13 protein-coding genes are annotated in these 14,441 nt (G+C 55.2%); 5 read left to right on the forward strand and 8 right to left on the reverse strand.

Annotated features, from left to right (window positions below):
• Positions 1-4: 4 nt before the first annotated feature.
• From RI563_RS00855 to RI563_RS00865, 3 genes are all read right to left on the reverse strand, one after another.
• Positions 5-727, reverse strand: a complete 723-nt coding sequence (locus tag RI563_RS00855) for a 3'-5' exonuclease (RefSeq protein ID WP_310692430.1) — start codon at positions 725-727, stop codon at positions 5-7.
• An 11-nt stretch (positions 728-738) separates the two neighbouring features.
• On the reverse strand, positions 739-2,634 hold the full coding sequence (locus RI563_RS00860; RefSeq protein WP_310692431.1) for a DUF294 nucleotidyltransferase-like domain-containing protein: 1,896 nt from the start codon (positions 2,632-2,634) through the stop codon (positions 739-741).
• Positions 2,635-2,787: 153 nt separating this feature from the next.
• Positions 2,788-3,627, reverse strand: a complete 840-nt coding sequence (locus tag RI563_RS00865) for a mechanosensitive ion channel family protein (protein WP_310692432.1) — start codon at positions 3,625-3,627, stop codon at positions 2,788-2,790.
• A 321-nt stretch (positions 3,628-3,948) separates the two neighbouring features.
• Between RI563_RS00865 and RI563_RS00870 the strand changes: the two genes are divergently transcribed.
• The 3 genes from RI563_RS00870 to RI563_RS00880 are packed head-to-tail and all read left to right on the forward strand — an operon-like array spanning position 3,949 to position 8,927.
• Positions 3,949-5,022: an HlyD family secretion protein gene (locus tag RI563_RS00870; RefSeq protein WP_310692433.1), complete on the forward strand. Its 1,074-nt coding sequence runs from the start codon at positions 3,949-3,951 to the stop codon at positions 5,020-5,022.
• Positions 5,019-7,802 (forward strand): ribosome-associated ATPase/putative transporter RbbA, encoded by a 2,784-nt coding sequence (gene rbbA / locus RI563_RS00875; RefSeq protein WP_310692434.1) that lies wholly within the window; start codon positions 5,019-5,021, stop codon positions 7,800-7,802. The genes RI563_RS00870 and rbbA overlap by 4 nt, the downstream gene beginning before the upstream one ends.
• Positions 7,803-8,927: an ABC transporter permease gene (locus RI563_RS00880; RefSeq protein ID WP_310692435.1), complete on the forward strand. Its 1,125-nt coding sequence runs from the start codon at positions 7,803-7,805 to the stop codon at positions 8,925-8,927.
• Between the two features lie 59 nt (positions 8,928-8,986).
• Here RI563_RS00880 and RI563_RS00885 read toward each other — a convergent pair whose 3' ends face one another.
• The gene (locus RI563_RS00885; protein ID WP_310692436.1) at positions 8,987-9,913 is read right to left on the reverse strand and encodes a DMT family transporter; all 927 of its coding nucleotides are present in this window, start codon (positions 9,911-9,913) and stop codon (positions 8,987-8,989) included.
• 127 nt (positions 9,914-10,040) lie between these two features.
• Between RI563_RS00885 and RI563_RS00890 the strand changes: the two genes are divergently transcribed.
• Positions 10,041-10,802 carry an SDR family oxidoreductase gene (locus tag RI563_RS00890; protein ID WP_310692437.1) on the forward strand — a complete coding sequence of 254 codons (762 nt, stop codon included), beginning with the start codon at positions 10,041-10,043 and terminating at the stop codon, positions 10,800-10,802.
• Between the two features lie 33 nt (positions 10,803-10,835).
• Here the strand turns inward: RI563_RS00890 and ligD (RI563_RS00895) are convergent, their stop codons facing one another.
• Genes ligD (RI563_RS00895) through RI563_RS00905 form a run of 3 tightly spaced genes read right to left on the reverse strand, consistent with a single transcriptional unit; the run spans position 10,836 to position 13,371 of the window.
• A complete protein-coding gene (gene ligD, locus RI563_RS00895; RefSeq protein WP_310692438.1) occupies positions 10,836-11,750 on the reverse strand; it encodes a non-homologous end-joining DNA ligase in 915 nt (304 codons plus the stop codon).
• Positions 11,747-12,766 carry a non-homologous end-joining DNA ligase gene (gene ligD / locus RI563_RS00900; protein WP_310692439.1) on the reverse strand — a complete coding sequence of 340 codons (1,020 nt, stop codon included), beginning with the start codon at positions 12,764-12,766 and terminating at the stop codon, positions 11,747-11,749. The genes ligD (RI563_RS00895) and ligD (RI563_RS00900) overlap by 4 nt, the downstream gene beginning before the upstream one ends.
• A complete protein-coding gene (locus RI563_RS00905; protein ID WP_310692440.1) occupies positions 12,766-13,371 on the reverse strand; it encodes a DNA polymerase ligase N-terminal domain-containing protein in 606 nt (201 codons plus the stop codon). The genes ligD (RI563_RS00900) and RI563_RS00905 overlap by 1 nt, the downstream gene beginning before the upstream one ends.
• 258 nt (positions 13,372-13,629) lie before the next feature.
• Here RI563_RS00905 and RI563_RS00910 point away from each other — a divergent pair, with 258 nt between their 5' ends.
• Positions 13,630-14,190 carry a hypothetical protein gene (locus RI563_RS00910; RefSeq protein WP_310692441.1) on the forward strand — a complete coding sequence of 187 codons (561 nt, stop codon included), beginning with the start codon at positions 13,630-13,632 and terminating at the stop codon, positions 14,188-14,190.
• 17 nt (positions 14,191-14,207) lie between these two features.
• Here RI563_RS00910 and RI563_RS13405 read toward each other — a convergent pair whose 3' ends face one another.
• Entirely contained in the window at positions 14,208-14,345 is a 138-nt protein-coding gene (locus tag RI563_RS13405) for an EAL domain-containing protein (RefSeq protein WP_317622838.1), read from the reverse strand.
• Positions 14,346-14,441 lie beyond the last annotated feature (96 nt).

The following is a 14,441-nucleotide window of genomic DNA, read 5'->3' on the forward strand; positions in this document are numbered from 1 at the left end:
ATGTCTAGAGCCACAACTCCGATACCGGTGTCTCGGGAGTGAAATGTCGGGCCACCTGCGCCTGAAACAACTCGGCCGTGGCCATGGCATCGACCTTGGCATGATGAGCAGAATAATCCGGCAAACCATAACGGCGGCGGCTGTCCGCCAGGCGGATAGAGACGGGCTGGCTGCCAAAAAAGTGCCTGATGCGCCGCCAGTAGCCCTGACGTTCCCAACGGGCCTCAAGTTCCATGGTGTCAATCAAAGGGAACAGGCAGTGTTCACCGCGTCCGGCCATCATAGCCGCATCCAGAAACGGCCGTTCAATGTTGCGATAATGCACGACAACAAGATGGCCTGTAAGCTGTTCAAGAATATCGTCCAGCACGTTATCGAAAGGCGGGGCACCCTGGACTTCAGAGTGGGTGATGCGGTGAAAGGTAATAGACTCTTCCCGTAGCGGTTCGGATGGTTTGACAACCCAATAGTGTCCGCGGGCCGGGCGAATGACCCGCAGATCAAACGGAACCATCCCGATACTGACAATGTCATGTTTATGAGGGTCCATTCCCGTGGTCTCAAAATCGAGCGCCATCAACGGGACCTCTGAAATCGGCGTATCATCGTCGGGTAATCCGGCGGCATAAAATCGCTGCAAGGCCGGGGTGTTGCAGGCGGTTGCCTGTTGGGCAAAGTATTCCTGCCAGCTCGGCAATGCGGTACCACGTTTCAGAATTTTTGGCATGGCGTTCAGTATCAGGGGGTAGGATAACGAAAGCGCAGGAATTTCTGGGCGTTGCTGACAATCTGAAAGGCGTCTTTGAGATTGTGGCGTTCACTATCCGAGACATGTTCAGGCTCAATGGCATTATCGGCGGGTAGATCGTTTTTGACTTCGTAGGCCTGGTGACGCAGGCGAACAAGGGACAGGAATTCCAGCGCATAGCGCAGTTTATCGGTCTGCCCGGCCGGCAAGGCACCTGCCTTTTCAATATCGTCCAGCCTTTCGAAACTGTTTTGTGCGCTCGAGCCGACGCCCAGGGCATGCACGCGTATCACGTCGTTCAGCGGAGCAGTACCCCGGCGCTTGATATTGATGGCATTGTTGTGTCTGCCATCCTTTTCCAGAACAAAGGTACGGAAAAGACCGAGCGGAGGTGTCCGGCTCAGCGCGTTGCGCGCCAATGCGGCGAGAAAAAGCGGGCTGTGCCGGGCGCGCCTGGCGATCAGATCCTGAAGTTCTTCAACAAATCGTTCCTCGCCATAAACAGCATCCAGATCAAAGAAGATCGAACTGTGTAGCAGTCGTTGCGGGTCCGGTTTGGCAATCCAGTTTTCAAAATAATCTTTCCATGTTGACAGGGGCTGCCGCCAGTCATTGTTGGTTGCCATGATACCGCCCTTGCAATAAGGATAGCCACAGGCATCAAGGCCGTCGCTGACGCGTTGTGCCAGTTCCTTGAAGTAGGCGTCATGCCGGGTCGGGTCGAAGGAATCATGCAATATTATGGCATTATCCTGATCGGTGATAATAGATTGATCATTGCGTGCCAGTGAGCCCTGCACCATAAAGCAGTAGGGAACCGGGGGCGGTCCCATCTCCGCTTCGGCAAGTTCAATAATGCGTCGCATCAGGCTGCGTCCAACACTCGACATGGCATTGCCAATCATTTGTGACGAGGCACCTTCGTCCACAAGCCGGACAAAGGCGGTACGGATTTCCGGTGTCAGGCGCGCCAGCGCATGAATCGAAGTGCGGTTGAAGATGTTACTGACCAGGTAGACGCTGTTGTTGGTCTCGTAGCGCACAATGTCGGAGAGGTGAACCAGGCCAACCGGGCGCCGCCGATGCAGTATCGGGAGACGCTGTATGTTGTTACGCAACATGGTTAGCATGGCTTCGTTGACAGACTCGTCTGATTGAATCGTGATAAGCTCGCCTGAGCAAATGTCAGCGACAGGGGTCTGGGCCGATGCGCCGCTGGCCAGAATCTTTTCTCGCAAGGTTTTATCAGTGATGATGCCGGTAAGACGCCATTGCCGATCCTCGTTGTCGGTGAAGGTGTCATCCGCCTCTTCGCCATCGGCCGGTGTGAGAACCAGCAGAGCAGAGACATCATTGTCTGTCATAAGCTGTGCCGCTTCCTGCACCGAGGCGGTATTTTCTATCATTACCGGCAGCCGGGTGATCAGGCGACGAATCCGGGTGATCATCATGTCGTTATCACGCTGACTTTGTTCGACCGTGCTCTTGAGGCGTGAGCCCGACAGTTCGACGAAATCGGCGAAGTTGCCATCTTCCTCGCACAGATGATCAAACACCGTCTCCGGTATCAGATATAGCAGTGTGTCTTCGATCGCCGTGGCCGATAGAAGCACGCGTCGGTTACGCAACAGGCTGAATTGGCCGAAGATATCGCCTTCGCCGAGACGGTTGTGCAGATCACCGTTGTAGCGATAGATTTCCACGGCACCGCTACGGATATACGCGAGCGTATGGATCGGGTCGCCACGTTCCAGGATGGTGGAGCCCGCCTGGTAGTAGGCGATCTCCACCGAGGTGGCAACTTCATCCAGTAAATCATCGCTCAACCCGTCGAAGGGAGGAAACTGAGCAAGATGATCACGAATTTCCCTGACTTCCGCTTCCATAGACTGTCTTCCTGCAGGCTAAAGGGTTATCCGCTTACCGGATAATAATAAGTTCAGCACGGAACGAGTCATCATGCAATGTCAGTGTAACCGGCTTGTAGCGTCAATCGTGTTGTATAAACAACTGGAATCGGGTCCTGATGCCTGGCGTCATCAAACGGTATGCTGATAGACATGCACATCGCGCTGTGGGAAGGGAATACTGATTCCTTCCAGGTCAAAGGCGGCTTTGATCTTTTCGGTGAGCTCGAACTTCAGCGGCCAGTAATCCGTGGCGTTAACCCAGGTGCGCACCGTAAGATCGACAGAATTGTCGCCCAGATTACTCAACAGTACCTGGGGTTCCGGGTCGGAAAAAATCCGCTCCTCACTATTTATGATACTCATAATAATTTCACGTGCTTTATCGACACTGTCGGTATAACTAATGTTGAAAACAAAGTCCAGACGGCGGGTTACCTCAGAGGAGTAGTTGGTGATGATGCCGTTGGACATGGCTCCGTTGGGCACGATAATGCGGACATTATCCGGCGTGGTCAGGATAGTATTGAAAACCTGGATATCGGTAACCGTGCCACTCACGCCCTGGGCGGTAATGTAGTCGCCGACCTTGTAGGGCCGAAACATCAGAATTAACGCTCCGCCGGCAAAATTCGCCAGGCTGCCCTGCAGGGCCAGACCCACAGCCAGACCGGCGGCACCGAGCACCGCGATAAATGAGGTGGTCGCAATCCCCACCATGGAGGCGACGCTGATCAATAGCAGGACTTTTAAACCGATACCGACCAGGCTTTGCAGAAAACGTGACAGTGTGGGCTCAATCTTGCTGCGTTCCATGGCTCTGGCCATGACTTTGACCAGCCGGTTGATCAGCCACAGGCCGATAATGAGCACGACAATGGCAAGCACGAGCTGGGGACCAAACTGCATTAACAGCTCAACACCCTTGTCTGTGTAACTTGAGAGTTTTTCCGGACTGAAGATCTCGTCCATCAATCTGACTCCTTACCGGCGGCACTGCCGTGGCTTGTTTTGAGCTGGGTGCGCACAGAGACTCGCACTATGTGAACAGGTGTTTTTTCTGTATTAGAGTCTGAAATAGTAGGCGATAAATTGCCAGGAAAAAAGGCCGGCCTTTTGCAGGCGATTTATCGGTTGGTGAGCTATCTGCCCGGGGGCTGGCCGTCACGGCGGAAACAAATTTCTTTTTATTGAAAGCGTCCGGCTGCTGGTGTCGGCGAGTAGTCCGCCATATACTTTTAGTGCAAGTCTGTCTATGTTGAACAGCGCAATCACGCCGGGTTGAATATAATAATGACATTACAACAGCAAAAATGGTTATTTCGTGGTGCCGCCCTCGTGGTGCTCGTGATTCTGGCCATCTATGTTTGGCAGCGTTATACGGCAGAGACGGTTCACGACGGGCTGGTCAGCGGTAATGGCCGTATCGAGGCCGTGGAGATCGACGTGGCCGCCAGGACGCCCGGGCGTATTGATGCGATCCTGGTAGAAGAGGGCGAGTTCGTTTCCACCGGCCAGGCACTGGCGCGCATGGATACCCGCTCGCTGGAGGCCCAGCGGCAGCAGGCCGAGGCCCAGTTGCGACAGGCCGGGGATGCGGTGACCACCGCCCGCAGTCAGCTCGCTCAGCGCCAGAGTGAAAAAGCGGCGGCCGAGGCGCTGGTGGTCCAGCGCCAGGCGGAACTGACCGCGATGCAAAAGCGCGCCAAACGTATCGCCGAGCTGGCGGAAAAAGGTGCGGTCTCGGCACAGGAGGCGGACGATGCCAGCGCCAATGTCGAAAGTGCTGCCGCGGCATTGAGTGCTGCCCGCGCCCAGGTGGCGGCCACGGAGGCGGCCATTGCCACCGCACGCACCCGGATCGACAGTGCCCGGTCTGCCGTGGAGGCAGCCCGGGCGGCGGTGGAACGGATTCAAAGCGACATCGATGACAGCACCCTCGTTGCCCCGCGCGACGGACGGGTGCAGTTTATCGTGGCTCGTCCCGGCGAGGTCATTGGCGCTGGCGGACGGGTATTGAACCTGGTGGACCTCACCGATGTGTATATGACCTTCTTTTTGCCGACCGCTGCGGCAGGCCGCCTGGCAATTGGTGCCGAGGTACGCATCGTGCTCGATGCAGCACCGGACTATGTCATTCCCGCCAACATCTCCTTTGTTGCCGACGTGGCACAGTTCACGCCCAAGACGGTCGAGACGGCCAGCGAACGGGAGAAGCTGATGTTTCGCGTGCGCGCACGTATCCCTCGTGAGTTGTTGAATAAATACATTGAGCAGGTGAAAACCGGTCTGCCCGGCGTTGCCTACGTCCGGCTCGATTCCGCGACGCCCTGGCCCGATCACCTGCAGCACAATCTGGTGCAATGAGCGGAACGGAGGGTGTGCAGCGTTCGCCGGGAGCCGATCCTGTCGCGCGGCTGCACGAGGTGGGTTTGCGTTATGGCAAGACGCGGGCACTCGATCCCGTCACACTCGATCTGCCCGCCGGCTGCATGGTCGGTGTCATCGGCCCGGACGGGGTGGGCAAGTCGAGTCTGTTCGCACTCATTGCCGGTGCCAGAAAGATCCAGACCGGCCGCATCGAAGTTCTCGGTGGTGACATGGCCAGGGCGCGGCACCGCCGCCGGGTCTGTCCGCGCATCGCCTACATGCCGCAGGGACTGGGCAAAAACCTTTATGCCACCCTGTCGGTGTTCGAGAATATCGACTTTTTTGGGCGATTGTTCGGTCATGCAAAAGAGGAACGCGAGCGCCGTATCGATGAGCTGTTGCAGGCCACCGGGCTGGCACCCTTCAAGGATCGCCCGGTCGGTAAACTCTCCGGCGGCATGAAACAGAAACTGGGCCTGTGCTGTGCGCTGATCCACGACCCCGATTTATTAATCCTCGATGAACCTACCACCGGTGTCGATCCTCTCTCGCGTCGGCAGTTCTGGAAACTGATCGACCGTATTCGCAGCAATCATCCCGGCATGAGCGTGCTGGTGGCGACCGCCTACATGGAAGAAGCGGCGCGCTTCGACCATCTGGTGGCGATGAATGCCGGGCAGGTGCTGGCTACCGGCACACCCCAACAAATTCTGGATCAAACAGAGACTGATAACCTCGAACAGGCTTTTATTCATCTGCTGCCCGAGGCGCTGCGGACGGCGTATCAACCAGTGAAGATGATCCCGCGTGAGACAGGCGAGGAGGAACAGGTCGCTATCGAGGCGCGCGATCTGACCATGCGCTTTGGCGATTTTACAGCCGTCGATCATGCCAGCTTCAGTATTCGGCGGGGTGAGATCTTCGGCTTCATAGGCTCCAACGGTTGCGGCAAGACCACTACCATGAAAATGCTCACCGGCCTGCTGCCCGCCAGCGAGGGTGAGGCATGGCTGTTCGGCCATCCGGTGGACCCGCATGATATCGATACCCGTCGTCGGGTGGGTTATATGACCCAGTCCTTCTCGCTCTACGGCGAATTGACGGTACGCCAGAATCTGGTGCTGCATGCCCGGCTGTTTGGTATGGCGGCGGAGACGATCACCGCCCGGGTGCAGGAGATGGCTCACCGTTTCGAGTTAACCCCGAACATGGATGAGTTGCCGGGAGCGTTGCCACTGGGCGAACGCCAGCGCCTCTCGCTGGCGGTGGCGATGATTCACGATCCGGAGATATTGATTCTGGATGAGCCGACTTCGGGTGTGGACCCTATTGCACGCGACCATTTCTGGAATGAGTTGATCGAACTGGCACGGCGCGACAACGTGACCATCTTTATTTCTACCCATTTTATGAACGAGGCCGAGCGTTGCGATCGTGTTTCACTCATGCATGCCGGCAAGGTACTGGTGACGGATACGCCTTTCGCCATTACACAGGAAACCGGCGCTGACAATCTCGAGCTAGCCTTTATCCATCACCTCGAAGTAGCCGTATCACGGACAACCTCGGAACCGGATGCGCTGGATGAGGCCATGCAAAACGAGGCAGGAAAAACGGTTCAGAACGCCGGGGCGAGCGGCGGTAGATGGCGACGCAGTCTGCGCCGCCTGTTCAGTTATACCCGGCGCGAAGGGCTGGAGCTGCAACGCGATCCCATCCGGTTAACCCTGGCCGTGCTTGGCAGCGCTCTGTTGATGCTGGTACTGGGTTACGGCATCAGCATGGATGTGGAAGACCTTACCTTTGCCGTTCTCGATCGCGATCAGACTACCGTCAGCCGGGATTACAGACTGAATCTGTCCGGCTCGCGTTATTTCCAGGAACAGGCGCCCCTGCAAAGCTATGCCGAACTGGACCGGCGCATGCGTAGTGGCGAACTCAGCCTGGCTGTTGAAATACCGCCAGGCTTTGCGCGCGATCTGGCGCGCGGCGATCAGGTGGAGATCGGTGCCTGGATCGATGGCAGCATGCCGCAACGCGCCGAAATTGCGCGCGGTTACGTGCAGGGCATACATCAGCACTGGATCGCCGGCAGAATGCGCACGGAGTATGGCGATGCGACGCTGGCCACGCCGGCGACCATTGAAACACGTTTTCGTTATAACCCGGATGTGAAAAGTCTGCCTGCGATGGTGCCAGCGGTAATTCCATTATTGTTGATCCTGATTCCGGCGATCCTCAGCGCGCTGGCAGTGGTGCGCGAGAAGGAACTGGGTTCTATCGTCAATCTTTATGTTACTCCTGTGAGCCGGCTGGAGTTCCTGATTGGCAAGCAGATTCCCTATGTGGTGTTGTCGTTGTTCAGTTTCGTGTTGCTGACGATGCTGGCTATCTTTGTCTTTGGCGTACCGTTCACCGGCAGTCTGCTGACACTGGCCGTTGGCGCTATACTCTACGTGATGGCGGCAACGGCTTATGGATTGCTGATTTCCACTTTCGTGCGTAGCCAGATCGCCGCGCTGTTTGGTACTGCAATTCTCTCCATGTTGCCAGCGGTTACCCTTTCGGGAATGCTCACTCCGGTTACCTCACTGGAAGGGGCGGGGCGGATCATTGGCGAGATGTTCCCCACCACCCACTTTATGACTATCGCGCGCGGTACCTTCTCCAAGGCACTGGGTTTTTCCGATTTGCAAACCAGCTTCGTGCCACTGATCCTTGCGACTCCCGTGCTGCTCGGTCTTGGCGCGCTGATATTGAAGAAGCAGGAGCGCTAAATGCGGGCCGCGCACAATATTCTTCATCTGGGAATCAAGGAGCTGCGTAGCCTGGCGCGCGATCCGATCATGCTGGTGCTGATTGTCTATGCCTTTACCTTCGCGATCTACACTGCCGCGACCGCGATTCCCGAGATTCTGCACAAAGCACCTATCGCCGTGGTCGACGAGGATCGTTCGGCGCTTTCGCAGCGCATTACCGACAGTTTTTATCCGCCGTATTTCCTGCCGCCGATCATGATCGACGCGGCGGAAATGGATACACGCATGGATGCCGGGCTCGACACCTTTGCTTTGCATATTCCTGCCGGATTTCAGCGCGATGTCCTGGCCGGGCACCATCCCGCGTTGCAACTTAATGTGGATGCTACGCGCATGAGCCAGGCTTTTATCGGCACCGGCTATGTTCAGGCGATCGTCAGCGGTGAGATAAATACCTTCGTGCAGGATTATCGCGCCACTCCCGATATGCCGGTCGATCTGGCCCTGCGTGCCCGTTTCAATCCCGAGCTGAACGATGCCTGGTTCGGTGCGGTTGTCGAATTGATCGGCAATATTACTATGCTGGCGATCGTGTTAACCGGCGCCGCATTGATCCGAGAGCGCGAACACGGCACGGTGGAGCATCTGCTTGCCATGCCGGTCACCCCCTTTGAGATAATGAGTGCCAAGGTCTGGGCGATGATGCTGGTGGTACTGCTCGCCTCGGCGTTTGCTCTGCAGGTATTGATACGCGGCATACTGGCCGTGCCCATTGAAGGATCGCTCGGGTTGTTTCTGTTCGGTACGGCGCTGCATCTGTTTGCCACGACCTCCATGGGCATCTTCCTTGGCACGGTCGCCCGCTCCATGCCCCAGCTCGGACTGTTGCTGTTTCTGGTGCTGTTGCCGCTGGAAATGTTATCGGGCGGTACCACTCCGCGCGAGAGCATGCCTGAGATCGTGCGCACCATTATGCTCGCGGCACCCAACACGCATTTCGTCTCCCTCTCCCAGGCCATATTGTTCCGCGGTGCCGGGTTGAATGTAGTCTGGCCGCAACTGCTGGCCCTGATTGTCATCGGCGGCGCGCTGTTTGCCCTGTCACTGGCCCGTTTTCGTAAAACACTGGGGACCATGACCTGATTATCGCGATTCTCGCATTGCTCATACCTTGTAACGGTTCCAGGCCTGGGAAGTGGAAATTACCTCGGCGGCAACATCCGGATCGTGGGCCGGCGAAAGCCCAGCCGGTAAACCAGCAGTACCCCCACACCGGCCACGGCCAGACCGATCACGTCGGTCAGAATCAGCCGGTCGCCAAAGAAGGCCCACGCCATCAGCATGGTCACCGGCGGGCTGAGATAGAACAGGCTGGCCACACGGGTGGCATCGTGGCGGACCAGCAGTCGCCACATGCTCCAGTAGGCGCCCAGCGATACCACCAGGATCAACCAGCTCATTGTGGCAATAAACGGCAGGGTCCAGTCGGTGGCAAAGTCCTCGATCAACCAGGCCGGCAGCAGCAGGGCCAGCGTTGTGGCCGCACTTTGATAAAACAGCGTGGTATCGTCGCCCAGACGGGGCGCCTGGCTGTGTCGCTCGCGGCGGCGTTGCATCAGACTCGCCACGGTGATTGCCACCACTGAACCGAAGGGGATCAGATACGCCAGTATTCCGATGGAGGTGTCCTGGGATATCCGGGCGACCACGGCAATTAACACCCCACAAAAGCCGAGGATCAATCCCAGCCACTGCCAGGCATCAGTGCGTTCGCCGAGTACCGGGCCGGACAGGGCGCCGGTCAGCAGCGGCTGCAGTGCGGTTACCAGGGCAACGATGCCTGCCGGCACACCCATATCCAGTGAGACCAGCACGCAGGCCAGCCAGACACCATGCGCGAGTATCCCGACTGTCGCTGTATAACCGGCCGCCTGGTGGCCCGGCCAGGTGAGTCGACCGTGCAGACCAAGCCATAGTCCCAGCAACACGGTTAAAATCAGATAACGCCAGAACAACAGGGTCCACGGTCCGGCAAACGGCAGCCCGTATTCGGCACCGATAAAACCCGAGTTCCACAGCAGTACGAACAGCAGTTCGAGCCCGAACAGGCGAAGCATGATTTGTTTCATAAAGTGATTAACCTTAAGACCAATAATGGGTGCGTCATTAAAAGACCGTCGTTGCAATCAGGGCTGGGTCGCAATAGATTAGGTTTTATCTGTGCAAGAGACAATAAAAATTTTGAATAAGCGAACTATGACGATGAATATTCTGATCACCGGCGGCGCACAGGGTATTGGCAAGGGTCTGACCGACTATTTTCTGAGGCAAAAGCATAATGTCGTCATCGTTGATATCGATGAAGAGGCGCTGGCTGCCTGTCGCGAGGAGTATGCGCAATTTACCAGTCAGCTGCTTGTCCGACGCTGCGATACCAGCAGTGAAGCCGAAGTGCGCGACGCCGTATTGGCCATGGACGATCGGTTCGGACAAATCGATGCGGTGGTGAACAACGCCGCGATTGCCGATCCAGAGACCGGCCCAATCGAAGAGCTGGATCTGGCCCAGTGGGAGCGGCGCCTGCAGGTGAACCTGACCGGTTATTTCCTGGTGGCCAAGCATACGATCCCGGCGCTGCGCAAAACCCGGGGAAGCCTCGTTAATATCGCCTCGACCCGGGCTCTCCAGTCCGAGCCCCATACCGAAGCTTATGCTGCCAGCAAGGGCGGCGTGGTGGCCTTCACCCATGCCCTGGCGGTAAGCCTGGGACCGGCTATCCGGGTCAACTGCATCAGCCCGGGCTGGATTGCCACCGACGACTGGCAGGCGCCTTCCCGGCGCAAGGCACCGGAGCTGAGTGAACGCGATCACCACCAGCATCCTGCCGGGCGGGTTGGACGTCCTGCAGATATCGCCGGGATGGTGGATTATTTGATCAGTGAGGCAGCGGGTTTTGTCAGCGGGCAGAATTTTGTCATCGATGGGGGAATGACGCGCAAAATGATCTACGAGGAATGACAGGACAAACCGGTGAGTGAGGGCCGCAGAAGATCACAGATTCACTGTATCGGGATCAGATCGTTTATTCAGGCTCACCGCATGGCGTCGAATATCCTTCCAGGGATCATCTCGCTGTCCGAGCCGCCGGCGGATATTTTTCAGGTGATAGCTCTGTGGCCCCAGGTCGCTATCATTGACTTCGTCCCAGTCCAGTGGTGTTGCAACGGGCGCATTGGGCTTATCACGAACTGAGTACGGGAGGACCGCGCTCTGGCCATAGGCATTGCGCATCACATCCAGATAGATACGCCCGCCGCGCTGGTCCTTGCGCTGTTCAGTGGTCAATTCCTCCGGGTAGTTATCAGCAAGGCGTTTTGCCATGGCTTTGGCATAATCGCGGACCGCGTCAAACTGAATGTCGGGATTCAGCGGCGCCACCACGTGCAGGCCGCGCGAACCGGTGGTCATGACGAATGCGGTCATTCCCAGGGCCTCCATGAGCCTGCGAACGCGTCTGGCGGCCTGGCGCACCGGTGAAAAATCGTCGCCGGACGGATCCAGGTCAAATACCAGTTTATCGGCGTACTCTATCGCGGAAGTGCAGGAGAGCCAGCCGTGAAAAGTGATAACCGCCTGGTTTGCCAGATACACCAGGCTGGCTTCATCATTGCAAACAGGATGGAGAATGAATTTACGTTTGTCATCGGCCAGAGGGGTCTTGATCTGGCCAAGCCAGTCAGGAAAATAGTCACTGCGTTCCTGTTGAATAAATCCCTCTTCTTCAATGCCATCCGGATAGCGTTGCAGAGTGAGTGGGCGCTCGCGCATATGCGGTAACATGGCTCTGGCTATGTCACGATAATAATCGATCAGATCACCTTTCGTGATCTGTTGTTCCGGGAAAAAAACCTTGTCACGGTTCGAGAGCGTGATTTTTTTGTTCCCGTATGAGAGCTGTTCACTCATGGTCTCGATACCGGTTGGGGGTTCTCGCGCACTACCTCTTCGGGGTTTTTGTCATCACGCAGGCCAATATAACGTGGGTGACGTAGCCGCCCGTCACTGGTCCATTCAGTAAATCCGATTTCCGCCACCATCTCAGGTTTAACCCAATGAACGCCCTTTGCGGAGGCCTCGTGTTTTTCCTCGAACGGGCAGGTGCTGGTTACCAGTTTTTTCAGCTTTTTTTTCAGATCTTCCAGCGTTGTATCGTCAAAACCGGTACCAACCTTTCCCGCATAGTGAAAACGCTTTTTTTCATAATAGCCCATCAGTAAAGCGCCGAAACCGTGTCGGGAACCGCCAGGGTCAGTGAAGCCGCCTATAACAAGCTCCTGCTGATGGACGCATTTGAATTTCAGCCATTTTTCAGATCGTGAGTGAATATAGCTGCTTTGTGCATCCTTGGCGATGATTCCCTCCCAGCCTTTCTTACAAGCCTGTTTGTGAAAGTCTTTCCCATGTTCGTTACGATGGGGAGTATAACGCAGGCCGCTGGAGAAATTTATTGCCTGTTTGAGAAGACTTTTTCGTACACGCAAGGGTAAGGCAGTGAGGTCGTATCCGTCAAAAAACAGGATGTCGAATATGTAATAATAAACCTTGATGTTGCTCTGGCGGGCCTGTTGCGCGCTATGGATTTTTATTCGCTGTTGTAGTCGCGAGAAATTGGTCAGCTTGCCTGAAAAAGCGACGATTTCACCGTCGAGGATCATCGGATGCTTCTGTTTTTCCATCTGGTCAATGAGTTCGGGGTAAGTGGCGTTAAGGGACTTTTTATTTCGCGACAACAGCCTGACGCGCCCTTCGTGGATGAATGTCAGCGCTCGCTCACCGTCAAATTTACGTTCATATAACCATTGTTTATCGGAAAAATAATCGTCTGTTAATGTCGCCAGCATTGGAGATGTCCAGTCGGGTTGCTTTACGGACTTGATTTTACTCCTGTGCGTATTGCTTAGGTTTTCGAGTAATCTGTTCATCAGGAACTTTTTCCCGTCGAATCCTGTTCGGCAACGTCATCCAGAACTCGTCCGGTTTTGACAGATTCGGGTTGTGTTCTGTTCGGTTTACGACGAGCGTCGGCGTATTGATCATTCATTTTTATAATTAACCATTGGGCTTTTTTGCCGCCGCGTATACGTTTTACGGCATAACCACCCTGCAGCTTCTCACCTGATAACCATACCTCGATCAGCCCGTCTTTGAGAGAGTCCTCCATACTGCGGCGTTCGTCGTTAGAACCTTTATTGGCGCGCAGATTTTTGTAAGTTCCACGGTCCCAAATCATGACAGTGCCGCCGCCATACTCGCCCTTTGGAATAACGCCTTCAAAGTCTGCATAGGCCACGGGGTGATCCTCGGTGCGTATCGCCAGCCGCTTCTCGGCCGGATCGGTAGACAGTCCTTTGGGAACGGCCCAGGAGAGCAAGGTCCCATTAACCTCCAGGCGAAAGTCATAATGCAGATGGCTGGCGTCGTGTTTCTGGATTACAAAGCATCGACCGCTGCGCTTTTTGCTCTTTCCCCGGGGTTCAGAGGTACGACGAAAGTCGCGTTTTTTATGGTAGGTATCCAGTTTTCCCATAATATTACGCTCATTGGTGTTCGCTTGTGCAATCTGCACTGTAAATATATTAGCCCAGACAGCCCGAAACAAAAACCGATCACTATTAAAATCAGGGCGATTTTCGGGCGATATTTTCTCTTTCTACTGGTATCGGATCTGATAATAAAAGCGATTTCTGTTTTCTGTGAGAATTCATACCGTAAAAAATGTGACATAAACCTCCATTATGCTTTGAGCTGCTTTATAAGTGGCTATCAACTGTCCGGGATGATCTGTATGCGACATGCTCTGCTAATGCTTTTTATGTGCATTCTGATGAGGCCGGTATTGTCCGGTGAGCTGCTCGAGTATCATGTCAATAAAGTTGATGATTATTTCGTTTTGCATCTTGATATGCGAGTCAAGGCAAACTACCGACAGGTTAATTCTGTATTGATGGATTTTGCCAAAATGCCGGAAGTTAATGACACCGTGGTTGAAAGCCGGCTGCTCGAACGAATTGGCGACAGGCATAAGATTTTTTTTGCCAGCGAAGCATGTATCTGGGTTTTTTGCGAGAGAATAGAACAGGTGGCTATGGTCACTGAGCTGGGGCAGGGGTACATTATGTCGAATATTCTTGTAGAGGAAAGCGATTTACGTCATGGAAGAAGCTTGTGGCATCTCATCGACGAAGGCAGTACGACCCGGGTGATCTACGATGCGGAATATATACCGGATTTCTGGGTGCCACCTCTTATCGGCTCTGCTCTGGCCAGGGAAAAAATGCTAAGCGAGGGGCTCAAAACTATCAATGGCATGGAACGGGTTATTGCAGACCAACGAACAGGCCAATGATCTTGCCTTGGATGTATTTATTGAATTCCACCACTTAAAAGCTCAACCAGTTTCTCTGCTGTCACAGGTCTGCTGAAATAATATCCCTGAGCGACATCGCAGCCATGTTGCCTGAGAAATCTGAACTGATTTTGTGTTTCGATTCTTTCAACCAGTTTTAGCGATTATCAGGCTTTGTGTCGTTACCGGCCGATATCTTAATATCGATAACTGCCTTCCACCTCGTCGCGGCTCAGTACGCCATAGATGCG

Source organism: Thiohalophilus sp. (assembly GCF_031581315.1).
Taxonomy (GTDB): Bacteria; Pseudomonadota; Gammaproteobacteria; order UBA6429; family Thiohalophilaceae; genus Thiohalophilus.

Bases quoted from the DNA above. Each gene is read 5' to 3' on its own strand.
- RI563_RS00855 (WP_310692430.1), bottom strand. From the start codon at position 727: ATGCCAAAAATTCTGAAACGTGGTACCGCATTGCCGAGCTGGCAGGAA.
- RI563_RS00860 (WP_310692431.1), bottom strand. From the start codon at position 2,634: ATGGAAGCGGAAGTCAGGGAAATTCGTGATCATCTTGCTCAGTTTCCT.
- RI563_RS00865 (WP_310692432.1), bottom strand. From the start codon at position 3,627: ATGGACGAGATCTTCAGTCCGGAAAAACTCTCAAGTTACACAGACAAG.
- RI563_RS00870 (WP_310692433.1), top strand. From the start codon at position 3,949: ATGACATTACAACAGCAAAAATGGTTATTTCGTGGTGCCGCCCTCGTG.
- rbbA (WP_310692434.1), top strand. From the start codon at position 5,019: ATGAGCGGAACGGAGGGTGTGCAGCGTTCGCCGGGAGCCGATCCTGTC.
- RI563_RS00880 (WP_310692435.1), top strand. From the start codon at position 7,803: ATGCGGGCCGCGCACAATATTCTTCATCTGGGAATCAAGGAGCTGCGT.
- RI563_RS00885 (WP_310692436.1), bottom strand. From the start codon at position 9,913: ATGAAACAAATCATGCTTCGCCTGTTCGGGCTCGAACTGCTGTTCGTA.
- RI563_RS00890 (WP_310692437.1), top strand. From the start codon at position 10,041: ATGACGATGAATATTCTGATCACCGGCGGCGCACAGGGTATTGGCAAG.
- ligD (WP_310692438.1), bottom strand. From the start codon at position 11,750: ATGAGTGAACAGCTCTCATACGGGAACAAAAAAATCACGCTCTCGAAC.
- ligD (WP_310692439.1), bottom strand. From the start codon at position 12,766: ATGAACAGATTACTCGAAAACCTAAGCAATACGCACAGGAGTAAAATC.
- RI563_RS00905 (WP_310692440.1), bottom strand. From the start codon at position 13,371: ATGGGAAAACTGGATACCTACCATAAAAAACGCGACTTTCGTCGTACC.
- RI563_RS00910 (WP_310692441.1), top strand. From the start codon at position 13,630: ATGCGACATGCTCTGCTAATGCTTTTTATGTGCATTCTGATGAGGCCG.